The organism is Calothrix sp. 336/3, assembly GCF_000734895.2.
Lineage (GTDB): Bacteria > Cyanobacteriota > Cyanobacteriia > Cyanobacteriales > Nostocaceae > 336-3.
In genome coordinates this window covers 2,619,792-2,644,202 of the sequence record NZ_CP011382.1, presented here as the reverse complement: position 1 = coordinate 2,644,202, position 24,411 = coordinate 2,619,792, and the positions used below count along the sequence as shown (strand labels likewise).

Annotated in this window: 25 protein-coding genes; 11 read left to right on the top strand and 14 right to left on the bottom strand. The window is 40.3% G+C overall.

What is annotated here, in order from left to right:
- Positions 1–584: 584 nt before the first annotated feature.
- Both IJ00_RS29930 and IJ00_RS11115 read left to right on the top strand, forming a co-directional pair.
- Complete coding sequence (locus tag IJ00_RS29930) at positions 585–707, top strand: hypothetical protein (protein ID WP_256388861.1); 123 nt, start codon at positions 585–587, stop codon at positions 705–707.
- A 232-nt stretch (positions 708–939) separates the two neighbouring features.
- Entirely contained in the window at positions 940–1,917 is a 978-nt protein-coding gene (locus IJ00_RS11115) for a sucrase ferredoxin (protein WP_035153006.1), read from the top strand.
- 1,205 nt (positions 1,918–3,122) lie between these two features.
- On the opposite strand, the gene IJ00_RS11110 is transcribed toward IJ00_RS11115, so the two are convergent.
- Positions 3,123–3,854, bottom strand: a complete 732-nt coding sequence (locus IJ00_RS11110) for a phosphoadenylyl-sulfate reductase (protein ID WP_035153002.1) — start codon at positions 3,852–3,854, stop codon at positions 3,123–3,125.
- A 132-nt stretch (positions 3,855–3,986) separates the two neighbouring features.
- On the opposite strand from IJ00_RS11110, the gene IJ00_RS11105 reads away from it, so the two are divergent.
- A complete protein-coding gene (locus IJ00_RS11105) occupies positions 3,987–4,313 on the top strand; it encodes an MGMT family protein (RefSeq protein WP_035152999.1) in 327 nt (108 codons plus the stop codon).
- On the top strand, positions 4,306–4,797 hold the full coding sequence (locus IJ00_RS11100) for an NUDIX domain-containing protein (RefSeq protein ID WP_035152993.1): 492 nt from the start codon (positions 4,306–4,308) through the stop codon (positions 4,795–4,797). The genes IJ00_RS11105 and IJ00_RS11100 overlap by 8 nt, the downstream gene beginning before the upstream one ends.
- Positions 4,798–5,060: 263 nt before the next feature.
- On the opposite strand, the gene argS is transcribed toward IJ00_RS11100, so the two are convergent.
- A complete protein-coding gene (gene argS, locus IJ00_RS11095; RefSeq protein ID WP_035152991.1) occupies positions 5,061–6,818 on the bottom strand; it encodes an arginine--tRNA ligase in 1,758 nt (585 codons plus the stop codon).
- Between the two features lie 603 nt (positions 6,819–7,421).
- On the opposite strand from argS, the gene IJ00_RS11090 reads away from it, so the two are divergent.
- The 3 genes from IJ00_RS11090 to IJ00_RS11080 all read left to right on the top strand — a co-directional run bounded on the left by IJ00_RS11090 (position 7,422) and on the right by IJ00_RS11080 (position 9,800).
- Positions 7,422–8,087, top strand: a complete 666-nt coding sequence (locus IJ00_RS11090; RefSeq protein WP_052754446.1) for a hypothetical protein — start codon at positions 7,422–7,424, stop codon at positions 8,085–8,087.
- Between the two features lie 131 nt (positions 8,088–8,218).
- Positions 8,219–8,725 carry a peptidoglycan-binding protein gene (locus IJ00_RS11085; RefSeq protein WP_035152988.1) on the top strand — a complete coding sequence of 169 codons (507 nt, stop codon included), beginning with the start codon at positions 8,219–8,221 and terminating at the stop codon, positions 8,723–8,725.
- A 118-nt stretch (positions 8,726–8,843) separates the two neighbouring features.
- On the top strand, positions 8,844–9,800 hold the full coding sequence (locus IJ00_RS11080; RefSeq protein ID WP_035152986.1) for an alcohol dehydrogenase catalytic domain-containing protein: 957 nt from the start codon (positions 8,844–8,846) through the stop codon (positions 9,798–9,800).
- A gap of 46 nt (positions 9,801–9,846) precedes the next feature.
- Here IJ00_RS11080 and IJ00_RS11075 read toward each other — a convergent pair whose 3' ends face one another.
- The 4 genes from IJ00_RS11075 to IJ00_RS11060 all read right to left on the bottom strand — a co-directional run bounded on the left by IJ00_RS11075 (position 9,847) and on the right by IJ00_RS11060 (position 12,947).
- Positions 9,847–10,134, bottom strand: coding sequence for a hypothetical protein (locus tag IJ00_RS11075; protein ID WP_035152985.1), 288 nt, complete (start codon positions 10,132–10,134; stop codon positions 9,847–9,849).
- A gap of 127 nt (positions 10,135–10,261) precedes the next feature.
- Positions 10,262–11,263 carry a chlorophyll synthase ChlG gene (gene chlG, locus IJ00_RS11070; protein WP_035152982.1) on the bottom strand — a complete coding sequence of 334 codons (1,002 nt, stop codon included), beginning with the start codon at positions 11,261–11,263 and terminating at the stop codon, positions 10,262–10,264.
- Between the two features lie 99 nt (positions 11,264–11,362).
- On the bottom strand, positions 11,363–12,460 hold the full coding sequence (locus IJ00_RS11065) for an ArsA family ATPase (RefSeq protein ID WP_035152979.1): 1,098 nt from the start codon (positions 12,458–12,460) through the stop codon (positions 11,363–11,365).
- 298 nt (positions 12,461–12,758) lie between these two features.
- The gene (locus IJ00_RS11060; RefSeq protein ID WP_035152977.1) at positions 12,759–12,947 is read right to left on the bottom strand and encodes a DUF2862 domain-containing protein; all 189 of its coding nucleotides are present in this window, start codon (positions 12,945–12,947) and stop codon (positions 12,759–12,761) included.
- Positions 12,948–13,240: 293 nt separating this feature from the next.
- On the opposite strand from IJ00_RS11060, the gene IJ00_RS11055 reads away from it, so the two are divergent.
- The 3 genes from IJ00_RS11055 to IJ00_RS29925 all read left to right on the top strand — a co-directional run bounded on the left by IJ00_RS11055 (position 13,241) and on the right by IJ00_RS29925 (position 16,223).
- Positions 13,241–14,089 carry an ABC transporter permease gene (locus IJ00_RS11055; protein WP_035158886.1) on the top strand — a complete coding sequence of 283 codons (849 nt, stop codon included), beginning with the start codon at positions 13,241–13,243 and terminating at the stop codon, positions 14,087–14,089.
- A gap of 103 nt (positions 14,090–14,192) precedes the next feature.
- On the top strand, positions 14,193–15,590 hold the full coding sequence (locus tag IJ00_RS11050) for a TldD/PmbA family protein (protein WP_035152974.1): 1,398 nt from the start codon (positions 14,193–14,195) through the stop codon (positions 15,588–15,590).
- A gap of 510 nt (positions 15,591–16,100) precedes the next feature.
- Positions 16,101–16,223 (top strand): hypothetical protein, encoded by a 123-nt coding sequence (locus tag IJ00_RS29925; protein ID WP_256388860.1) that lies wholly within the window; start codon positions 16,101–16,103, stop codon positions 16,221–16,223.
- On the opposite strand, the gene coaE is transcribed toward IJ00_RS29925, so the two are convergent.
- The 8 genes from coaE to IJ00_RS11010 form a co-directional block, all read right to left on the bottom strand.
- Positions 16,220–16,819 (bottom strand): dephospho-CoA kinase, encoded by a 600-nt coding sequence (gene coaE, locus IJ00_RS11045; protein ID WP_035158885.1) that lies wholly within the window; start codon positions 16,817–16,819, stop codon positions 16,220–16,222. The genes IJ00_RS29925 and coaE overlap by 4 nt on opposite strands.
- A 70-nt stretch (positions 16,820–16,889) precedes the next feature.
- A complete protein-coding gene (locus IJ00_RS30165) occupies positions 16,890–17,714 on the bottom strand; it encodes a uroporphyrinogen-III synthase (RefSeq protein WP_035158883.1) in 825 nt (274 codons plus the stop codon).
- A gap of 100 nt (positions 17,715–17,814) precedes the next feature.
- Positions 17,815–18,549: a uroporphyrinogen-III C-methyltransferase gene (cobA, locus tag IJ00_RS30160; RefSeq protein WP_035152971.1), complete on the bottom strand. Its 735-nt coding sequence runs from the start codon at positions 18,547–18,549 to the stop codon at positions 17,815–17,817.
- Between the two features lie 43 nt (positions 18,550–18,592).
- Positions 18,593–19,297: a Uma2 family endonuclease gene (locus IJ00_RS11030; protein WP_035152969.1), complete on the bottom strand. Its 705-nt coding sequence runs from the start codon at positions 19,295–19,297 to the stop codon at positions 18,593–18,595.
- 254 nt (positions 19,298–19,551) lie between these two features.
- A complete protein-coding gene (locus tag IJ00_RS11025) occupies positions 19,552–19,998 on the bottom strand; it encodes a tetratricopeptide repeat protein (RefSeq protein WP_035152968.1) in 447 nt (148 codons plus the stop codon).
- A 272-nt stretch (positions 19,999–20,270) separates the two neighbouring features.
- Positions 20,271–20,822 carry a Uma2 family endonuclease gene (locus tag IJ00_RS11020; RefSeq protein WP_035152967.1) on the bottom strand — a complete coding sequence of 184 codons (552 nt, stop codon included), beginning with the start codon at positions 20,820–20,822 and terminating at the stop codon, positions 20,271–20,273.
- 66 nt (positions 20,823–20,888) lie between these two features.
- On the bottom strand, positions 20,889–21,836 hold the full coding sequence (locus tag IJ00_RS11015; RefSeq protein ID WP_035152966.1) for a homogentisate phytyltransferase: 948 nt from the start codon (positions 21,834–21,836) through the stop codon (positions 20,889–20,891).
- On the bottom strand, positions 21,837–22,679 hold the full coding sequence (locus tag IJ00_RS11010; protein ID WP_035152965.1) for a methyltransferase domain-containing protein: 843 nt from the start codon (positions 22,677–22,679) through the stop codon (positions 21,837–21,839).
- A gap of 290 nt (positions 22,680–22,969) precedes the next feature.
- Here IJ00_RS11010 and IJ00_RS11005 point away from each other — a divergent pair, with 290 nt between their 5' ends.
- Positions 22,970–24,304 carry a TrkH family potassium uptake protein gene (locus tag IJ00_RS11005; protein ID WP_035152957.1) on the top strand — a complete coding sequence of 445 codons (1,335 nt, stop codon included), beginning with the start codon at positions 22,970–22,972 and terminating at the stop codon, positions 24,302–24,304.
- Positions 24,305–24,411: the final 107 nt, after the last annotated feature.

Sequence of the window (24,411 nt, the reverse complement as noted above, 5' to 3'; positions counted from 1 at the left end):
CTTTATATATCACAATTACCTACTGTGAACCTGGGGGGCGATCGCCTTGCCCTATATCAGAATGGATTTGCAACAAGTTTGATTTTACTGAGAAATACTATTAATAAGTATATAAATAGTTAACTGTTCATATGTAATATTTTTGTCATATGATAGCCGATATTCTTGATTTTACGTAGTTTTTGCTGTGAGCCTGTGTTACAAAACTTGAAATTGTTAGCAAAACCTTGCATTTCTTATTGACATCGGTTAGAGTCGAGACAGAGTTCAGTAACCAGTAATTATCTATATTTTAGAGAAGTATATTTAAACTCTGAAATATTGGTAATACTTCCTCCCAAGGGCAGATAAAATCTATCCCCAAAGCGTTTCCGACGGTATAGTTGAGATTAACTTTGTTGGTGATAGCTAATATTTTGTTAGCAAGAAAAAATTCTGTCTAGATATCCGGATTAGTAAATCAGGTTGTGTATTTACTAATATCTATGCCAAAGCAGAAATGCTTTTTTGGTATATCTCTGTCTTAAAAAAATCTTTTTTTATCTAATTGTTGAGAAAAACTTGCAACACATCTACACTCAGCTATGTTGAAAAAACCAGAACAAACAATAGCATTTGTCACCAGATTTGCTCACAAGGAATGTATTCAGAGAATCAAAGACTCGGATGTCAATTCCCTTACCTACCAACTCTACCTTTGTGAGTAGGTATTTTATTATTAAATTTATTCTTGGAAATAAAAATTGTAAAAAAGCGATGTTGTCAACAAGCGATTACAATTTAATCAGGGAATAAATCTTTGCTTGTCTTGAAGGTAGTGAAAAATTTACTAGGTAGATAATTTTTCCTACTAGAAATTAATAATTTGTTGGCGTGCAGTTATTTGCACTGTCTCTGTTTGTAATATCCTTTGTTGTTAAATTTCATGAAACTTGGTCAATGAAAACTTCATTTTGCTCTGATAATACACGTAATCTGGGAGAAGAACCAATCGGTACTGCTACCACTTGTCAAACCTATATTTTAGTAGAATGTCCCACCCCTTGGGCATCGGAAGCATTTACTTCTAAATGGGTTCCGGAAAATTTGCGGGTTTTAGTTGAAGAAGTAAAACGTAGTCGCCAACCGATTAAATTTTTACTGATTACGAATAATGAGTCTCATAAAACAGACGAGAAAACTCTATTAATTTATCAACAGCAAGAAGGGTTAAGTTCTGGTTATGATAAACGGGAATTTCGCTTAGAAAATATTGAACAAGCAGCGACTGTAATTCGTAGATGGTTACGGGGAAGGAACCCCGGTTATGAAGTAGAAACTAATAATTCTAGGGATATCTTAGTTTGCACCCATGGTAGTCATGATATGTGTTGTTCCCGTTATGGCAGTCCATTTTACTTCCATGCTGCCGGTACCATTGCAGATTTAGGGTTTACTGATGTCCGAATTTGGAAATCTAGCCATTTTGGGGGACATCGTTTTGCACCGACAGCGATAGATTTACCTAGTGGGAGATATTACGGTAATTTAACCCAGGATGTTTTTCAATCTATCTTGACACGTACAGGTGATGTCAACTGTCTGGATAAAAGTTATCGCGGGTGGGGAATTTTACCCAGTCAGATGCAGATTTTAGAGCGAGAGTTAATCTATCGCTATGGTTGGGAATGGTTTGATTATAAGGTTGCGGGCAGAATTATCGAACAAACGGAAGACAAAAGTATTGTGCGCTGTGAGTTAACCTTGGAAAAACCCGATGGTTCTCTATATAATTATCAGGCAAGAATTTTGAAAAATGATGAGAAAAGCGTGGAATTGCCTAGTTCTTGTAATGCCAAACAAAACTCGATGTTTGTCAAGTATACAGTTGCCTCTCTGTGGTTAACTTCAACCAAGTTTATCACCCACAGTGCTTAGATATGTGCATTTGTTGATATTAAAGGGGAATCTTATCTCTGAACGTAAATCCTGAATATTTTTTTACAGAACTGCATCAAGAGGTAATAAAATACAGAGTTAATTTGTGATAATTCTTTTTATTCCCGTCATCAACCTAGAGAGGGATGATAAAGTTTTTAGATAAAATAATATGGGATAGGGTGAAGCATTGAATCAGGGCTGGATAGTTATAGATTAGATTTAGCTAAGGGTATGTTTGAAAAGGGTACTTTGTAGTCATGGTGTAGACGCTTTTGCTGCTTCTGTGCAGGTTAGATAGCGTAGGGTAATGACAGCGTAAGGCTAATTGCAGAGTAACATTTCAATATATGCTCTCAGCTCTCGATGCTTCCTTCCGCTCCAGTTAGCATGACAATACTATACCTTGTTGGACTTTTTCAAACAAACTCCAATAATCAATGCTTCATTCCTAAATAATCATTGGCTGATGAGATAATTCTCTCACCATGACTGAAGGTAAAAGCTACTAACATTCGTTAGTAAAATGAACACCTGATGAGATGGAAAATCACACAAAAATAGCTAGTCCTCTAGTATAGCTTTCGGGCTGCTATTACCTGTCAGGGACTTAATATGTTTTAATCTCCTTGCCATCATGACTAAGTAAGTAGAAAGTAGAGCCGTAATTAAAATACCGTCCATAGCCGACCTCCTAATTAGGATTGCTAATGGGTGAATCATTGACAGCAGAAATCACAAGTTAAAATTCAGCAGTAGAATTGTCTCTTTGTAAGTTTGAGACTTCAGTACTGTACCTCAGCTAATACCAATCTGCTGTATCTCAAGATGCCGAAACACGACCATCATAATACATCATCACTGATTTTCTTGTTTCCGGTGATTTATCTACAAAAATTAAACATTTATAGCGACTAAATGTTACCGTAGGTATGAGTTTATGAAGAAAAAATAAGAAGAAATAAATAAAGATAACCAATATGAATTTTCCTGTAAGGGAAATTTACTCAAACCAATTATCAGCCACTCAAGCACTTGCTTAACAATCAAATCTAAGTGCAAAAATGTGGTATTGGTAGAGTGGTATTTTTATGGTTTGTAGTAAGGGCGAAAGCCCTTGATTTGAGCGATAAAAGCTGCTAAGCAGCCGCTTCGCTAACACCTACTACAAACCCTTCAGAACTTATGGGATGGACTAATTGGAATTATTTTTCCAAATTACCTGCGTGTAAACCACACTCCTTCAAAGTGGATTCTTCCCACCACCAACGTCCTTCCCGTTCATGTTGGTTAGGTAATACAGCTTTGGTGCAAGGTTCACAACCAATACTGACGAAACCCCGCTCGTGCAACTTATTGTAAGGTACATCTAAAGCGCGAATATATGACCACACCTCGGCAGAAGACCAGCTAGCCAAGGGGTTAAACTTAACTAGGGAATGGTCGGGTGTAGAAAAAGCAGCATCTGCTTCAATCACAGGGATATGGTTGCGGGTACTGGGACTTTGGTCTTTGCGTTGACCAGTAATCCAAGCATCTAAGGTGTTAAGTTTGCGACGTAGGGGTCGGACTTTGCGGACACCACAGCATTCTTTATGACCGTCAGTATAGAAACTAAATAAACCCTTTTCTTCGACTAAAGTTTGAACTTCTGCCGCATCGGGAAACATGACTTCTATTTTGATACCATAATGCTTTCTAACTTCATCCAAAAACTGGTATGTTTCTGGGTGTAAGCGTCCAGTATCGAGGGTAAAAACGCGGAAATCTTTAGTGATTTTTGATGCCATATCAATTAAAACCACATCCTCTGCACCACTAAAGGAAATGGCAATGTTATCGAAAGTTCCGAGGGCAAATTGCAAAATTTCCCTGGGTGTTTTTTGACTGTATTCTGTTTCTAAGGCAGTGATATTTAAATCTGTTGCAGCTACCATATATTTTGTGTTCTCCTCCGTCTCATCCTGAATTTTACCGAATTAAGGTATCCTTCAGAAAAAATACTAGTGATTTGTCAGTTTTGAATTTATGGGGAAGGAGAAGAGTAATTTCCAGGGGAGGATAAAATTATGTCTGCCTATGACAAAATCTATGATGTGGTGCGACAGATACCCTACGGGAAAGTGGCAACCTATGGACAAATTGCCACCCTTGCAGATATGCCAGGAAAACCGCGTTTAGTGGGGTATGCTTTATTTCGGGTGACTGAGGAGCAAAAAATTCCTTGGCATCGGGTGATTAATGCGAAGGGAGAAATTTCCACTTCCCCCCATCGTCTGGGTAATGATGATGTACAGCGATCGCGACTGCAAGAAGAGGGTATCGAGTTTAATCAACAGGATAAAATTAACTTGCGCATATACCAGTGGATTCCAGATTACTGCCATCATGTCTAAACAACCAGGGATTAGAACCGCAGCTAAAGCATTAATTGTTCGGGAGGGTTATTTGCTGGCGATCGCCAAACGGGATACCCACGGATTATGGTATCTCTTACCCGGTGGTGGGCAACATCACGGGGAAACCCTTGAGCAAGCTTTGTTACGTGAATGTCTGGAAGAAATTGGTACTTTGGTAAAAATAGATAAACTGTTATTTGTGCGGGAATTTATTGGCAAAAATCACATTACCTATTCTCCGAATAATACACCTAATGATGAATGGGCAAGAAATGCTCATACTATAGATTTTATTTTTGCTTGCCATGTCTGTGAGGAATATATCTTACAAAATGGAGTTTCCCCCGATGATAATCAAGAAAAGGTGGAATGGTTGCCTATTAGTAATCTCGCAGAATATCGCCTGTATCCATCAGCTTTAAAACATCTATTAATTACTAGCCAAATTCAGCAAAACATCTATTTGGGTGATATTCATTAAGGTAATGAGTAATGAGTAATGAGTAATGAGATTGCTTCCCGACTGTCGCAATGACGGTGAGTTCGATGGTTTGAGTTAGCGATTAAAAATTGCCGTCTAATAGCTCAAGTCTTCTACAAGATGACTGATAGTAAAGGATTCGATTTGTATTTCTAGTCCATTTTTAATGAACTTTGGATGTTAGATGCAGATTTATAATCCTCGTTCGGACAGATTTTTTATCGATTTTCTCGAAGTCTCCAAGCTCATCGAACTCACGTCTATTACATTCTTTCCAAAACTTCAATTCCGAGCAAAGATAAACCTAGTTTCAAAGTTCTGGCAGTTAAGGAGCAGAGAGCTAACCGCGAAGTTCTCACGGGTTCCTCGGATTTCAATACGGGACAACTTTCAAAGAACTTATTAAACTTCTCACTCAAGTTATAGAGATATTCGCATAAACGGTGGGGGAGTAAATCTTTTTCCACCTCGCTGATAACTTCATCTAGTTGTAAAAGATGTTTAGCAAGGGTGAATTCGGCTTCTGCTTGTAGGGTAATTTGGGTATCTGTACCCAATTTTTCCCAATCAATATTACCCTTACGACTAATTCCTTGAATCCGCACATAGGCATAGAGCATATATGGTGCGGTGTTTCCCTTGAGGGAGAGCATTCTGTCAAAACTAAATTTATAGTCGTTGGTGCGGTTTTGACTCAAATCTGCATACTTCACCGCACTGATACCTACAACTTTCGCCACATGGTTGATAAAGTCGGGAGTTTCCTGACGTTCCTCTTCCTGGAATCTCGTTTCTAAGTCTGCACGGGTACGGGCGATCGCCTCATCTAATAAATCCTGTAACCTAACTGTATCACTGGAACGGGTACGCAATCTTTTGCCATCTTCCCCTAATACCAACCCGAAGGGCACATGAACCACTTCCACATCTTCCGGTATCCAGCCAGCTCGACGGGCTACTTGAAATACTCCGGCAAAGTGGCTTGCTTGTCCAGCATCGGTGACATAAATTATGCGTTTGGCGGCATCTTGTTGGATACGATAGCAAATAGCAGCTAAATCCGTGGTTGCATAGTTATAACCGCCATCGGTTTTTTTGACGATTAGGGGTAGGGGTTCCCCTTCTTTATTGCTGAATCCTTCTAGGAATACTACCTGCGCACCTTGATTTTCTTCCAGTAAGCCAGAATTTGCTAAATCTTCGACAATTCCTGGTAGCAAAGGATTATAGAAAGATTCACCCCGTTCGCTAATTTGAATATTCAGTGAGTCGTAAATCTTCTGAAACTCTTTGCGTGACTGTTCACAGAGTAATTTCCACCCTTGCAGAGTGTCTGCTGCTCCAGATTGCAGTTTCACAACTTCCTGTCGTGCGGTTTCCTTAAAAACTTCATCTGCATCAAAGCGTTTTTTTGCTTGACGATAGAGTTCTACCAAGTCTCCTAAATCAATCACATCCGCAGTGGTTAACACCTCCGGTTTGACTTCCCGCAAATAGGCAATTAACATCCCAAATTGGGTTCCCCAGTCTCCCACATGGTTAATCCGGATGACATCATGTCCGAGAAATTCTAATACGCGGGCGATCGCGTCACCAATAATTGTTGAGCGCAAATGTCCAACGTGCATTTCCTTGGCTATATTTGGACTAGAAAAATCCACAATTTCCCGTTGCGGGTGTTTCGCTACAGCTACCCCCAGTCGAGGATCTGCTTGGATGCTATTCAGTTGGGCTTGCAAATAATCTGTTTTCAGGCGTAAATTAATAAAACCAGGACCAGCAATTTCCGGTTGTTCGCAGATATCTGTAACATCTAATTTATCAGTAATTGCTTGGGCGATCGCTCTGGGTTGCTGTCCCAACTTTTTACTCAAAGATAAGGCTACATTTGCCTGGTAGTCACCAAACTTCGGATTACTCGCAGCCACCAAAATCGGGTCAACGGTGGCAAACTCCTCACCAAATGCCCCAACTAACGCCTGAGATAATTTTACCCTTAATTGTTCCTGTGTAGAATTCATGTGTAGTTATACTTATAGTTATTTTGTCTTTGGTGAGCCAGTCCGTTGCGGAGGTTCCCCCCGTTGAAGGAACTAGCGTGTCAGCACAGTAGAGTCACCGAAAAATTGTAAGCCCTAATTGCTCTTCCCTGAATCAAAAATCCCTCACGAGCATTTCAACCCGGAATTTCCCAGCTTGATGACATTTTCAATATCAGCTTTCCATCACGTTATCTTACCAGTGTGGCTGCCCATCGGAAACATATATCATAAGCATAGACTTTTCCTATATTTGTTTAGGAAGATTTCGTATTATTATTTTTCAAGTAGAAATAAAGAGCCACAAATAACCAGCAGTCAAGAAGTCAAGAGTTCTTGATTCAACTGACTGTACAATAGCCTGATGAAACCTAACTTTTATACTTGACTTGCGCAAAATATACTGTATATTCAGGTCATAGTTTTTTGCAACCTATAGGTCTGTGTACTCTGAGATAGTCTGGAAAGCCAATGGGGTGACAACAAGAAAGTCGCTTCGATGTTATGGAAGTTGCAATATTTTACGGTAACTGGAACACCCATTCAAAGACAACTTAATTTTTGCAAAGGTCAAGGTATTTTCTTATGGTTAAGAGTGGTTTAAAGTCTGCTATCATGACTCCCACTGTCAGAAGGTTTCTCCGTAAAGTTGGGATTAAAAGACCTGAAGTTCCTGAAGATAATGGGATGAAGGCATATTTCAAGGATTCTCTTTGGCAACTAAATGTGAACTGTCCCTGCGATGTACATTTTAACGAATATATCCAGCAAAATAATATTCACGGCAAAAGTATATTTCATTTTGGTACCGGAGAACATCATATTATTGGCTTAGAGAATCAAAAGTTAGAACAGAAAAACGAAATACTAGCGATTACAGCTTCCGCTCCAGAGCATAAGTCCTATGTGGATTTTGTGATTGAGGATGAATCCCTAGGCAAATACTATAAAGTACTGTTTGCAGATATATATACATTAACGGCAAATACAATCCCCAATTTTGATATTATCAATCTTTTTCATCTTTGTGAGTTTTATGTAGAAAGTCGCGCTCACCTTCTCAACCAGAATGATGAATCCCTACTCCAGCTATTTTTAGATAAACTTAACCCCCAAGGTAAAATCCTGTTCTATTCAGGTTCTTTTCGATGGGATAGGGCAGAAAAAATAGTCGCATCCTTTGTTACCAATGGCAAAATTCGACCTGTGGGTGAATTCAAAACACTACTGATATATGAGAAGTGCGTTTGACTGTAGCGTGAGTATCTCTGATTGGTAGGTTCTCTCAAGAGTACCCCTGTGTGTACCATGATTCCTTCGGAATGTTGATTGACTAGGTTGATTACTTAGTTAGTCAACACAATAATAAAAGGATACGAATCATGACAGTTACACCTAGCGCTAAAATTAACAAACCAGTACTGAAAGTTGGTTCTAAAGGTGCAGAAGTTAAGGAATTACAACAGTTGCTCCTAGACTCCGGAATGTTTGTTTTCATCGGTAGCAGTGGTGCTTGTGTATTCCCCGGTAAAGAGGTAATTGATGGTGTTTTCGGTGCAAAAACTGAAACTGCGGTGAAGCGCTTTCAAGCCAAAATGTTCCTCACTCAAGATGGAGTAGTTGGTAATAAAACCTGGCGATCGCTGTTTTTAAATGCTCCCGTAGATATGCCAATTCTCAAAAAAGGTAGCACCGGCAACCTCGTGAAATTGATGGAAGAAAGACTGGCGATCGGTGGTTATGATGTGGGTACAGTTGATGGTAGTTTTGGTTCTAGAACTGAAGCTGCAATCAGACAATTGCAAACCAATACAGGTTTACCCGTTGATGGTATCGTTGGCGATCGCACCTGGTTTGAAATCAGCAAAATTAACACTATTTTCTGTTAATTCGTTAAAACCTTGGCTATCCAGCTTCCTTAACTGAAAAAACTTCTATTCATGTACCCAGTTTCCCCCGGAGATTGGGTACATTACCATAGGTGAAACCATTTACACATACATCCCCATGAAAGGACTTTGGTTAGCCAATCAACAGCTACAACTACGTACAGATATCCCCACCCCAGAACCCTCTGAAGGAGAAGCGTTAGTTCGGGTTTTGTCTGCGGGTATCTGTAATACTGACTTAGAACTCACACGAGGTTACTATCCTTACAATGGAATTCTCGGACATGAGTTTGTCGGCGTTGTTGTCAAAGGTGACACAGATTTAATTAATCAGCGAGTTGTGGGAGAAATCAATGCTGCCTGTGGTAAGTGTCGGTTTTGTCTCCGTGGAGAACCTACCCATTGCGAAAATCGTACTGTTCTAGGTATCGTCAACCGTCACGGAGCTTTTGCTGAGTATCTTTGTTTGCCCATCAAAAACCTGCATACAGTACCGGAAAATATTCCCACAGATGTCGCCACTTTTACTGAACCCATTGCCGCAGCACTGGAAATTCAACAACAAGTTGCGATCACAGCTAATGAGCGTGTATTAGTTGTGGGAGATGGTAAACTAGGGCAATTAGTAGCCCAAACTCTGGCTTTAACGGGTTGTGATTTACTAGTAATTGGTCGTCACCCAGACAAATTAGCTCACCTAGAAGCACGAGGTATTACAACGGGTTTTGCAGATATAGTCACAGACCGTGCTTTTGATATTACCGTAGACTGTACAGGTAATCCTGAGGGATTTGCCATTGCCCGTCGTGCCGTGCGTCCCCGTGGGATAATTGTACTCAAAAGTACCTACGCGGGGAATTTGAGTTTAGATGCTTCATCGTTGGTAGTGGATGAAATTACGCTTTTAGGTTCCCGTTGTGGTGCATTTGCCCCAGCATTAGAATTATTAGCAGCAGAAAAAGTGGATGTCACACCCTTAATTCATGCACGTTATTCCCTAGATGCAGCAATGACTGCTTTTCATCATGCTCAAAGGAAGGGTGTGTTAAAAGTTTTATTGCAAATGGCAGAGTAATATTATGTCTGGTTGAATACTTGTAATTAAAGGAGCAGGGGGAAAATTAATACAGCATCGGGTTGGTTTTTGCTTGATAGTCAAGACAATGTATTGCTTCCTCAGTATTAGCAATGGAAGGGTGAACAGTACATTTGAGTCGGTAATCTGCGGTAAAAAACTGGCACCCGGTGCAGGGAATTTGGTGCATTTTTTGGGCTATTTTCACACTATCTCTAGCTGTTGTCCAAAGACTCCAACCAGCAAGAATCATGATTCCCCATGCTGTCACAAAACAGATAGGGATGAGAAAGGTTTGGATGGTGTGGATGAGAAGGGAGAGGAGTGGTAACACGATTGTGGGGGAGGGTGTAAGGGGGAAGGGTTTTGGGGAAAGGGTGGTTTGACTTCACTCACCACCAAGGGGAAAGGTGTTTCAGTAACAACTCATTACCTACCACCTATCACCTATTACCCATTACCTAATGGATTCCAGCGTGTCCGATCGCCAGTCCAGCTACTAACATTCCTAGTACTAGAAAGGGTTGGGCGCTTGCTTGGTATTTTACATCGTTATTGAGCGGGTCACGCAAAAAGTACATTTCTTGAAAGGTGATTTGGGGTATCACCAGTAACAGCAGGATGACTGCATAGATTTTCTCGTTGATATAAATCAAATATCCGGCGATCGCTGCTTGAAATACGTCAATCATAATCACGCATATCCAAGCTGCTGTCTGAACTCCAAACATCACTGGCAAAGATTTTAAACCTAATTGGCGATCGCCTTCTACACTCTTAAAGTCGTTAACAACGGCAATACCTAAACCTGCCAAGCTGTAAACTACGGTGAGAACAACAATTTTCCAGTTCAATTCCCCAAATAAAGCATGACCTGCACACCAAGGTAAAGCAATGTAACTTGCACCCAGGGCATAGTTTCCTAACCAGCCATTCTGCTTTAATTTCAATGGGGGCGCAGAATAAATGTAAGCTAGAAATGTACCTAGGGCTGCCAGTGCAGTGACGGTGGGAAACTCATGACCAGTCCATAAATCTAGTACGTAAGCTAAGGCAACTCCAGATATTAATAAGACAAATATCTGCGTAATTACCCTAGTCAAGGAAATTGCCCCGGAAGGAATCGGACGATAGGGCTCATTGATGGCATCAATCTCCCTGTCATAGTAATCGTTGATTGTTTGCGTGTAGCCGGTGAGTAAGGGACCGGAGAGCAACATACAGGTGGCAGCTTTTAAAACATTTTCCAGTGTCCAAGTATACTCACCCGAAGAAGCCGCACCACAAACCACGCCCCAAATTAGGGGTATCCAGGTAATCGGTTTCATCAGTTGTAGATGAATCTTCCATACCGATGTTTCTCCCGGTGCTGCACCTTTCATCCCCAATAATTGGCGAGTCTTGGCAGTATTTTCACTCGGTGTTGGAGTATCTTTTGTATCTGATGGTATAGATTCAGGCATAGAATTTTGGGGTAAGGGTTAAGGAAAGGGTGGTTCGACTTGGCTCACCACCGGGGGGAAGGGTGTTTCAGTAACAGTTCATTACCTATCACCCGTTCCCTAAAACGAGATTATCAAATAATGATTCTGGAACTTAGCACCAGTCACAGATTTACCACTTAAAGCTGGGGGTAGGAAAATATTCCGACGCTGATCACCTGCCTCGACGGTGACTTCTGGTCCATATTGGGTGAGTTTGACTTGTTTTTTATCAAAACCGGGCAAAAATAACCTAACTTGGCGTTGGTTGATATCAATTTCTATGGGTTGGGGCGCGGCGATCGCTTGGGTGGCAAAGTTGGGCAAAGCGTCCATGAGGGGTTGCCAATTATCTCCCTGGATATCAGGTACATTACTGACAGATAGAGGTGTAAAATCTTGCGTCAAGTTATTACCAGCTTGGGATATATGCAGCACACCGCCGACGGTTAAACCGATGAGTTGGGAACTTCCCCAGAGAAATTTGGCTGTAGCTACTTCCAGGGTATCGTCAGTTGTCACGAGGAAAGCTGCAAAGTGTTTGGGGTTGGCGATCGCCTCTTTTCCCTTATCTAAAAAACTATTGAGTTGGTTGACAGGTTGGGCAAAATTATCTGCTGTCCAATTAACATTAAATAACGTGCTAATCAGAGGTTGAACTAGGGGAGATTCCACAATGGTTTTGCCTAAATCGGAATTAGCAAAGATTTGTCGGAAGCGTCGAACATACCAACTGACAGCATCTGCCATTCCTAACATTCTGATCGTGCTACTATCACCACTACCATCGTAGATAATCACATCATATTTACCACTTTCGTCATATTGACGTAGGGTATTTAAGGTGAGAACACTATCCATCCCTGGGAGGATGCTTAATTCTTGACCATATACTTCTTTGAGGATGGGAGATGATAAGTATTGTGCTTCTAGTTTCTTGACTTCTTCCCAACCCTTTTCGATGAGTACACCTGCTTGAAGTTGCACCCCTTGCAAATTTGCTCCGATATCTTGGGGTTCCGCAGTCAGGGGTATACCAAGTAAGAGTGGTAAAGTCGGTTCCGTATTGCCGGCAATCAGCACACGTTTACCTTGATTAGCTAGACTTTTAGCAGCAGCGATCGCTACCTTTGTCCGATGAACTGCACTTTTGCCGAGAAATGTTAATATCAGCGTCATTATTTACTTCCTAATTTTTACCGCCGATTTTTGGTGATGAGCGACAGCTATAGTTTATATAACCTGGATTTAAGGAAGAGAGGGGAAGTAATTATCCTTGCTCTCTTCAGAATTTCTACCTGCTCCTTTCTACCTTACCCAAGGGAAAGATAAAAAATCGGTGAGGGAAAATTATCGCCACAATATCAACCGTTACAAAGCTGATGACTGATAAATCAGAAGTGAGTCAAGAATAACCCAGTACCTTGATTCAAGAGTCAAGAAGTGATGTTCTCGTATTGATAACTGCAATCACTGATTACACAGCTTTGATTTCATCATCAAAAAACCAAGTAGTAAAATTATCATCAAATTTCACTACCATCCCCACACCACCGTCAATCACTTTATAACCTGCGATCACACCGATTTTTCCTAGACGTTGCACAATTGCACCAGAAACGCGATCGCGCAAACGATAAACCTTGACTCTTTGTCCGATTTCCATGCCAACTTACAATGCAATAAACCAAGACTCAGTGTAGCTGAATACGGTACTCTCAGGGGTACTCAGCAGGGTAGAGAAAACAGAAAATTTTGGGCATTTCCTTGAGTAAAAATACTTGTTGACGAAAATTTCCAGAGGTAAAAACTTTCATCCTGGGGTGACTCTGGCAAAATCTATGATATATTGACCGCAATCTTCAGACTTTTGCTGTCGATGCAGAAACCTTTCCCAGCAAATAGCTTCATCCGTAGAAATAAATCAGTAATGGTGAGGTCAAAAACTTGTTTAGAGTGATACGAGGAGTTAGTCACAAAGCAACTCAAGTTAGACGTTTGTTACCGATACCCAACAAAATATGGACAAACTATGACTTATTGGGAACTCTTGTCAGACGTGATTTAGCCGCTCGTTATCAGGGTTCACTCTTGGGGAATTTGTGGTCACTAGTTAACCAACTTTCCCAACTACTAATTTATACCTATGTCTTCTCGATTGTCCTGAAAGTCAAGTTAAGTATTCAGGGTTTACCTGCTAATGAAAATATATCCTTTGGACTGTGGTTATTTGCGGGTTTGCTTCCCTGGATAGCTTTTACCACCGGGTTAATACAAGCTACGAGTTCAGTGATTACTCAACCCAACCTGGTAAAAAAAGTTGTCTTTCCCCTCACTTTATTACCCCTAGTACCGATTTTTTCTGCTTTTATTGAAAGTTCCCTCGGTTTGATGGCTTTAATTGTGGCGATCGCCATCACATCCCATCTCCTCCATCCTACCCTAGCCCTTCTACCTTTCCTCTGGATACCACAATTACTCTTCACTACTGGTTTAGGTTACTTATTTGCTGGTTTAACCGTCTTCGTTCGTGATATTCCCCAAACCCTGGGAGTAATGATTAATATTTGGTTTTATCTTACCCCCATCGTTTATCCCATCACCTCAATTCCCCAACCATGGCAAAAATTTATCTTTTATTTAAATCCCATGGCGACAATTGCGGAACTTTACCGGGAAATCGTCTTAACTGGAGAAATTCTTCACTGGAGGGAATGGGGGGTAATTTATCTGATTTCTACCTGCGTTTTTATCGGTGGTTTCTGGTGTTACAAACGTTTACGTCCTGCCTTTGCTGACGTTTTGTAGAAAGATAGTAGTACTGGCAAATGCTCGAATTTTTGGAAGTCTAAATCATCAGGCACCTAAATCTAGGAAAATAGAAAGTACTGCTAAATTCCTCATTTTACCCATGGCTACCTTACCAACTGATATCGAAAATCTGCTATCTGACCTGATAAAACGTTATGCTGCCAGGGTTGATTACTTGATGATTCGCCTGGAAGAAGCAGAAGGAACAGATATTTTGCTACGGGGCGATAAAGTAGAAACACTGAGCGAAGGTATTTCCCTGGGTGGGCAGATTCGCGCTTGTTACAAGGGTGGATGGGGGTTAAGTAGTTTTAATCGCCTGCAAACGATTACAGAACGCATAGAAGAGGCGATCGCCGCAGCGCGGATGGTGGGTGATGAAGAAACCATACTTGCCCCAGTACAACCAGTACAAGCCATCTGTGAGCTACCTTTAACAGGGACAGATCCCAGAAAAATTTCCATAATCGAGAAAAAAGCCCTCTGCGATCGCTACACAGATTTATTGAAAACAGTAGACCACCGCATTACTACCACCTCAGTTCGCTACGCGGATACATCCCAACGGGTTATCTTAGCTACCAGTGAAGGAACCCTGATTGAGCAATCCTGGGTAGATATGGAAATGCGCTTTGCTGCCACCGCCAGAAGTGGTGAAACAGTACAAACAGGTAGAGAAACCACAGGTTCCCGCAAAGCCTTTGAAGATTTAACCTACTTAGATACCCAAGTCAAAAATGCTGCCGAGCGGGCTGTATCAGCCTTATCCCTACCCCCCGTTAAAGGTAATACCTACACCGTCGTTATTGACCCCATTCTCACAGGTTTATTCGTCCATGAAGCCTTCGGACACCTTTCTGAGGCTGATATGGCATACGAAAACCCCGACTTACTAGAAGTGATGACCTTGGGTAGACAATTTGGTCATGAAGATTTGCAAATCTTTGATGGTGCTGCACCTCCAGGACACCGTGGTAGCTATTTTTACGATGACGAAGGCACTCCCGCAAGTACTACCCAATTAATCAAAGACGGTGTATTGGTTGGTAGACTCCACTCCCGCGAAACCGCAGGTAAGTTAGATGAAACCCCCACAGGTAACGCCAGATGTCTAAATTATCACTATGCTCCCATCGTGCGCATGACTAATACCTGGATTGAGAGAGGTAAAACCCCGGTAGCTGATTTATTCAGTGGAATTAAGGAGGGTGTCTATGCCAAAAATTGGTTAGGAGGAATGACAAACGGAGAAATGTTCACCTTCAGTGCAGGGGAAGCATGGATGATTAGAAATGGTCAAATTGCCGAACCAGTCAAGGATGTCACCCTATCAGGCAATGTGTTTCAGACTCTTGCAGATATTGAAGCTGTTGGTAATGATTTTTACTGGGATGAGTCGGGAGGTTGTGGTAAGGGTGGGCAAAATGGATTACCCGTAGGTTGTGGGGGACCAAGTTTAAGAATTCGGGATGTTGTTGTTGGGGGAGAAGCTGATTAGTTGTTTGCGGAAGTAGGGAAAGGGAGTAATGAGTAGGGAGTAGGGAGTAATAAGTAAGGAGTAGGGAGTAGGTAAGGAGTAATGAGTAAGGAGTAGGGAGTAGGGAGTAGGGAGTAATAAGTAAGAAGTAATCCCTTTTTTGTCACTCTGGGAAAAGAAAAATCAAAGTCAAATTTTCAACTCTAGATAGAACATGCATTTGAGCGTTTATTTTCTAACACAATGGCTGAAATTATGTTTTTTTAATAAAAGCCTTATGCTGTAAGCATTTCAGACTATTCTCTCCCCGTAGTAACAAAAGAGGGGTAATACCAATTCACAATTCGCAATTCGCAATTCGCAATCAAAAAACTTAGATGCAGCAAAGCTTTCAGGATTTACATCTGTATCATATTTTTCGTGAAATGGTATCGAGGAGTAAGGAGTAATAAGTAAGGAGTAATAAGTAATTGTTTAACCGTTAACAGGAGCTGATTTTTGTATCCTGCAATTATCTAATTATCTAAAACCATGATTATCACTCATAAAATTATTCCTCCCTTGGAAAGTGGCGATAGATTAACTCGTCACGAATTTGAGGTACGCTATGAAGCATTTTTACAAAGCTTATCAGCAAAGCAACATCATATTTAGAGAAGCTTTTCCGAATCTTGCATAATTCTATCAATTTGCTGACATAATTCATCGAAATTTCCTGTATTTTCTAAGATGAAATTAGCTAATTTCTTTTTCTCTGTGAGTGACATTTGACTATCAATTCTTGCCTGTGCTTGGGATTTTGTGAGATGGTTTCTAACCATTAATCTTTGTAATTGCTGCTCTGGATGACAAGATACAACCCAAATTTCTGTCACCAAGTTAGTCATGTGAGCTTCAAATAATAAAGGCACAACTAAAACTAGTGTATTTACTGAGCTATGATGAATTGCTGTAACCAGGCGATCGCCCACATAGGGATGGATTAAACCCTCTATATAACTACGTTCTGTAGGTTGATTAAAGATAATTTCACCTAGTTTGACTCTATTGAGATTACCGTCATCAAGTAAAATTTGTTCACCATATTTTGTGGCGATCGCCTGAAGAATTGCGGAACCTGGAGCAACTGCTTCCCTTGCATAGATATCTGCATCAAATATTGGTAAATGGTAAGTATGAGCTAAATAATCAGCAACGGTTGTTTTTCCAGTTGCAATACCACCAGTTAAACCAATTATGCGTTTGTTCATCGTACCTTTCTCAGAGGATGTTGGTAAATTAACTCCCATTTCGATAAAAGATTTAATTGTACAAATCTTTTCAGTAATTCTCACCCACTCCCCACTTAATTAAACCTTGCACTAACCCCTCTAAAGTATATTCTTCTGCTTCTATATCAACTCTCCCGAAAAGAGCGAAGCAAGTTTTAGATGTTTGAGGACCAATGGAAGCAATCGTAATATTTTTGATAATTTCTGATATAATATAATTACTATCTTCAGAATTCTGAGCAAATTTCTGAGTTAACAATTGACAAAAAAATTGCACAGTTTTAGAACTTGCAAAGGTAATCACATTAATTTGTTGGCTTTTTAATGCTAATTCCGCACTAGCAGGAATCGTTTTTGGACAACAGGATTGATAGGCAGGAACTTCCACTACATCCGCACCCTTGGCAGAGAATTCTTTCACCAATACTTCCCTACCACCACTTTCTACCCTCGGGAATAGGATTTTTTTTCCTAGAAGCGTTTCGGGGAAATTTTCTACTAGGGAATCCGCAACATAATTAGGAGGAATAAAGTCTGCTTTGAGATGATATTTTTGTAGACAATTAGCCGTTTTCTCTCCCACAACAGCAATTTTCACTGTCGATAAATCTGTAATATTTTTACCTTGTTGTTTTAACCTAGCAGTAAAATATTCGACTGCATTTGTAGAGGTGAGAATCAACCAGTGAAATTCGGTAAGAGTGGCGATCGCCCTATCTAATAATTCCCAACTAGAGGGTTCACCAATTTCTAAGGTTGGCATTTCTATTACTTCTGCACCCACAGCAGTTAACATTTGTGTAAAACTACTTGACTGACCTGCTGCTCGTGTGACTAAGATAGTTTTGCCGCTTAGGGGTAGGGAATTAACCATAATTATCGAGTTATGAATGTTCGCGAATATGGGGACAAATCTCAATAATTCCAACTTACCATCCCTCGGATTGAGAATTGCCCAAACAGAAAAAGATGATTTATTCTCCCCCACAACTCAAATAATTACGCAACCTTACCACCTCCCCCACCACCATCACTGCTGGAGAAAGGGAAACGCCGACAGTTTGCCCGATAATAGTTTCTAGGGTTCCCGTCCAAATACGTTGCTCTGGTGTACCTGCCCAACGGATAATAGCTATGGGAGTTGACAGCGATCGCCCATATTTAACTAATTTATAAACAATTTCCTGTAAATTTCGCCCCCCCATCAATACAACCAAGGTATCGAGTTGTGATAGTGCTTCCCAATTCAACGCATCCACTTCATGTGCAGTCACCACAGCAAAACCACGACTCAAAACCGGATCCGTCAGGGGAATTCCTGCTAACAATGGTGCAGCTAAAGCAGAAGAAATTCCCGGAATCACCGTAAAATCACAACCTGCGGTTTTCAGTGCAGTAATTTCCGATGCACACCTACCAAAAATAAATGGATCGCCAGATTTCAACCTGATAACTAAATAATTTTCTCGGCAATATTGCACCAGTAACTGATTAATTTCTTCCTGAGGTGTACTTGCTTTTCCTCCTCTTTTACCAACATCGATTTTCAGACAGTTTTCCGAGACACAACTTAATAATTCCCCATCCACTAAGGCATCATATATCAAAACTTCTGCCTTAGCTAAAAGTTTATAAGCTTCTACTGTCAGGTATGCGACATCTCCCAAACCTGCACCCACTAGATATACTTTGCCTCTTTTATTCATCATTCGTGGATAATCGAATCAAAATTGCAATACTCATCATCAATCACTAAATTGTATCCGGATTCACACCTAAAGCTCTTAATTGTTCTCGCAATTTTTCTGCTTGTTGTTCTGCTTGTTCTGCTCGTGATTCTGCTTGCTCTGCTCGGATTTTCACTTCCTCTAATGCGGCTTTTAATTCCCCAGGAGCTAACAGTTTTTCTCCCGTATCTTCGCGATAAAAAGCAATTAAATTCTCGTCAATTTCCAGTCTCAATTGTAAACAACTACTACGATTATCAGTAATTTCTTCGTAGATTTCACGATATAATCGATACCCACGTAGTTTTCCGGGAATCCATTCTCCCTTGGGATCAAATAACCAATATTCCTCAACTCCTAATTGCTCGTAAAGTCTTTTCTTAAAACCCATATCTTCGTCTTTAGTTCCCTTAGAAGTAATTTCAAAAATCACTTTTGGAACTTCACCTTCTTCCCAAATTTTATAATTATCCCGTCCTCCTGGAGCCACATTAAAAATTACCATAACATCAGGAGCAACCCTTAATTTAGGATACCCTTGGGCATAATATAGAAATTGATCACTCAAAACAGTTGCTTGCTGTCCTTCTAAATACTGTCTCAGGATTTCTAAAGTGACTAATATTGCATATAAATGCACATAGGTTTCAGCCAAAGGTTCACCATCCGTACTAGGATAAAAGATTTCTGTGTCTGTATTAGTCTCTGTTTGCTGGAATGCTGATGTCATAGAGTTTATATTTTGACCAGCGAGGATAAAATAACTACATTTATGGTATCGCAATATATAATTTAGATTTCTATGCCACTAGCACCTCTACATAGAATGCAAAATTAATACAGCATAAGTATTTTTGTGATTTTGGTATGTTTGCTTGATTTAAATAGCCTTGTACTAATAGCCAACTCAAAAAACTTTGACTGATAAATTAATTTTACTACTCCTTACTCCTTACTTCTTACTCCTTACTCCTTCATAAACCCCTAATTAGATGCATTTAATTTTGTCAATAACTGTGTAACCTGTGCAGCTTTTTGTGGCTGTTTCTGTTTTATTAATAACTCTTTTGCTGCTTCTAAATAAGCAATAGCTGCTCGCTGATTTTGCTGTTCTATACAAATATCTGCTAACCGTAAATAGGGGTCAACTTTTTTTGGTGCGCGACGAATCACTTCTTCAAATTCGATAATCGCTTCTGCAACTCTTTCCTGTTTCACAAGGATAGAACCTAGGAAGAGATGTACTGCATCATTAGTAGAATTCATCTCTAAAACCTTACGAAAAGCCGCTTCCGCAGCGACATAATCTTTTTGCTCATAGAGATTGATTCCTTGTTGAAAATAGTTGGATGTGATGATAGTTTTGACTGCAAAATAAATCAAGAGAATAGCAACTACACCGACTATTCCTATCGAAAATATATTATCCATAATTTTTTCCAAATTTTATGCCAATTATACCAGGGAATACAGAATATTTGAGAGTTTGAAATTTATATCAATTTGCCTTCTGTCGTAGTAATTTTGGTGACGCTGAGTCGCAAAGCGACACGCTGCGCGAACGCTACAGTTGCAATGACAAGGTACTATTTTTGCTCACAACTTGGTATTAATATCCAAAACCCCGACTTTTTTTAAAATCGGGGATATAGCAACCAATCAAGGTTATTAGTAGGGATTAAGTCAAGAACAATTGCAGTTTTTTAATTCAACAACTTTTTGACTAAAATTGTGATTTCTGGAAATGCAATTGGTGTAATTTCCCCATCTACAAGGGTAATTTCATGGCTATAATTTCCATCAATGGGATAGCGTAAAACTTTGATGATGCGATTTTTTAAATCTATAACCCAGTATTCTGGAATTCCCGCTTTTGCATAAGCTTTTCGCTTGCTATCTAAATCTTTACCCAAGCTGGTGAAAGCATATTCAATTACCCAAAAAATATTTTCTGGATAGGGATGACGAGTACGATAAAGCTCTCTCAAAGGTTGAACAATGGCTAAATCTGGTTCTGGTTCTGAACTTGTTTCTGGTATAGTAATTGGTTTAGCATCACGTATAAGTACTTTGTCACCAAGTAGCGATCGCAGATAGTCCCCACCATCAGTACTGAGTTGTGCGTGTTCAGCTCCTTCTGGGGACATTTCAACAATTTCTCCGTTTAAAAGTTCCACTTGACGATCGCAAAGAATACCGACTTCAATCATGCGGTGATAGTCGTCAAGAGTCCATTTCGCTATGCTTACAGTCATATTGAATCTCAGCTTTCCTGATTCGGGAGATTTCGATTGCAAAATTGCTAGGGAATTGAATTATCTCTAAGCTAACAGACAAGCAACGGGGAACATCAAATACTCGAAGAAAAATAATTTCCAGATGAATTGGTAAAAAGTCGCGATCGCCACCTTATCTTCTAAATCTACACCACGACTACGCCACCACATCACAGCTAAGGCTATAACATGAGAGGTGACTAAAAATACTGAGTTTATTTCCTGAACACGCAGAAAGCCTAATAGAATCATCCCTCCATAACACACACTGATGACCCAGAGAGATAAATTAAATACTGCTAACTGACCGAATTGTAAAGCAAAGGTCATGATATTGTATTGGCGATCGCCCGATCTATCGGGGACATCTTTAAAGATAGCGATCGCAAAGGTGAACACGAGAATAAATAGAGTTAATACCCACACAGCCAAAGGAATTGAGGTATTTTCTGCTAATAGCCAATGAAAATGCAAAAATAACCCTAAATTGACGATGGCTCCGCGCACAGAGAAAATACACACAGCAGCCCAAAAAGGGAATCTTTTTAACCGAATTGGTGGTAAGGAATAGCTCGTACCAATGAATAAACTAATTGCCACCATCCCCAACAAATACTGACTCCCAATGGCAGCTAATACTAGAGCTAAAATTCCTGTGATAGCAACAATAATTCTCCCCGTTGTTATCGAGAATTCTCCCGAAGCTAGGGGCAAGTGGGGTTTATTGATTTTATCAATCTCAATATCTTCTAGTTGGTTTAAACCGACTATATAGACATTGCCACACAAACAAGCCACCCAAGCAATAATTAGGGAATGAGGAATTGGCAGCAGGGAAGACGAATTACTAAAAGCAACGGCAATCAAATACAGAGCTAATACACTTAAACTCGTGCCAATAATCGTATGGGGGCGGGAAAATTTCCAAAATGCATAGAGCCAACCCAAGGGATTTTGCCAAGGTTGCAATTGCGATAAATTTGTTTGTGACATTTATTTTTCCCCACACAATAATCCAAACCTAATTAACCCACTTGCATAACCCCGCCGCATCAACCCTAGGGATAAAGCACCGGAAATTGTCCCCCAACCTGCACGTAATAAACCAAACAAAGCTTGTGGTGTGAAAGCAGAATCAACCACCACATCCCAAAATCGAGCCACCGCAACCGACCAGTCATCGGTGTGTATATTTTTTAAGGGAAGTTGTTGGGCGATCGCCTCATATTCCGGCAAGGAAATTACATAGGGTAAACAATAAACCTGGTAAATCTTCTCTAACTCCCTCACCTCTTCCCGTGTCAAAGGAGCAGTATCCACCGGACGATGACACCACGTTACAAAAATTAACTTACCACCCGGTTTCAGTACCCGATAGCATTCTTGTAAAAACTTTGTTTTATCTGGCATATGCTCCCCACTTTCCAGGGACCACACCAGGTCAAAACTATTATCCTCAAAGGGCATTTCCTGGGCATCTGCCACTAGGAAGTTACTTCTGGTAGCTAAACCTAACTCCCTCGCGCGTTCCTGAGCTCGATTCGCTTGCACTGGACTGAGAGTAATTCCCGTTGCTACGGCATTAAACTTTGCCGCTAAGTATAAAGAGCTACCGCCAATACCACAACCCACATCCAGAATATTCTCAGCTTTTTCCACCCCTGACCACTGTAAAATCTCCTCAATCAGGTCAATTTGGGCTTGTCGCCGTTCTTTTTTCTCCTGACCATCGGCACCGTAATATCCGTGGTGCATATGTTCTCCCCATATCTCTTCCCACAAACCAGAGGAAGCATCATAAAACTGCTGAATACGCTCTTTTAATGTTGGACTCATGACTCAGGCAGACCCCTAACTAGGCAGAGTTTCGACACATAACATACTCGTAGACTACCATGTGTGTTTTGATTTTAATTAGGGTCATAGTGATTGGACATTTGAGGTGGATAAAATTGAGACAATAGTTGAATATTTGATACATTGACTACTGACAATGTGCTTCAACCATTCCCAACATCTCAAAACAACAGCTATCAGACTGACAAATTTAGGGGATAGGTTGTCAATGGGACAGCGATCGCTGATTTCTTACCTCTTACCCCTTACCCCTTACCCTTACCCTTACCATGACCGTTGCACGTAAAATTTGTCTGGGTTTTTTCGCAGTCATCACCGCAGGAACTATCCTCTTGATGATGCCATTTTCCACCAGTTCCGGGAAATGGAATGACCTGGTAGTTGCTTTGTTTACGTCTACCTCCGCAGTCTGCGTTACTGGATTAGCAGTGGTAGACACAGGGACATATTTTTCTTTTTGGGGGCAATTTTTTATTGCTCTGCTAGCACAAATTGGTGGTCTAGGTTACATGACCTGTACTACTTTTTTGATTTTGTTGCTAGGCAAAAAATTTGACCTCCGGCAAAAAATCGCCATTCAACAAGCACTTGATAGACCAGGAATGAGTGGCAGTACACAAATTATTCGCTCAATTATTGCCACAACTTTAATTTTTGAACTCACAGGAGTTTTTCTATTACTACCTGCTTTTGTACCGAATTATGGTTGGAATCAGGGATTATGGCTAGCGGTTTTCCATAGTGTTAATGCTTGGAATAATGCCGGATTTAGTTTGTTTAAAGATAATCTCATTGGCTATCAATCATCATATCTAGTGGTTTTTACAATTACTGGATTAATTGTGTTGGGTGGTATTGGTTATCAGGTAATTTTAGAGATGTATTTTCTGTTGCGGGAATTTATCAAAAATCGGCAGAAAAAATTATCCCTATCTCTCGATTTTGTGGTTGCAACTAGTACAACGATAATTTTACTAATTCTTGGGACTGCCGCATTTTTAGCTGTGGAATCAAGAAATCCTGGCACTCTGAGTAACCTGAGTTGGGGAGATAAATTTCTTGCAGCTTGGTTTCAATCCGTTACACCGAGAACCGCAGGTTTTAACACCATCGATATTGGCAAAATGACAAATGCCGGCTTATTTATCACCATTGCTCTCATGTTTATTGGTGCGAGTCCTGGGGGTACTGGGGGTGGGATTAAAACTACAACTTTAAGGGTATTAACAAGTTGTACGAAATCAATTTTGCAAGGGAAAGAAGAAGTATTACTTTATAAAAGGAAAATAGCTGTTTCCCTAGTTTTGAAAGCTGTGGGAGTTTTTATGGGTTCTGTGGCAACGGTAATTGTATCGACGATTCTGATTGCAATTACTGACTCCGAATTACCATTTATCCAAATTCTATTTGAAGTCGTTTCTGCTTTTGCCACCGTAGGACTTTCCACAGGAATTACAGGTACTGTTTCCACTGCTGCCAAAATTATCTTAATTGTCACGATGTATATCGGTCGGGTGGGAATACTCTTATTAATGTCAGCAATTTTAGGCGACCCTCGTCCGACTAGAATTCATTATCCTGAAGAAAACCTTTTAGTAGGTTAATTATTTTAGGAATGAGGCAGCAAAAAATTTCTGTGATGGTGACTCAAGTTAGTAATTTCTAAGATTATTTAGTTCAATAGAGATAAACTAGATAGGGGTCATCATTG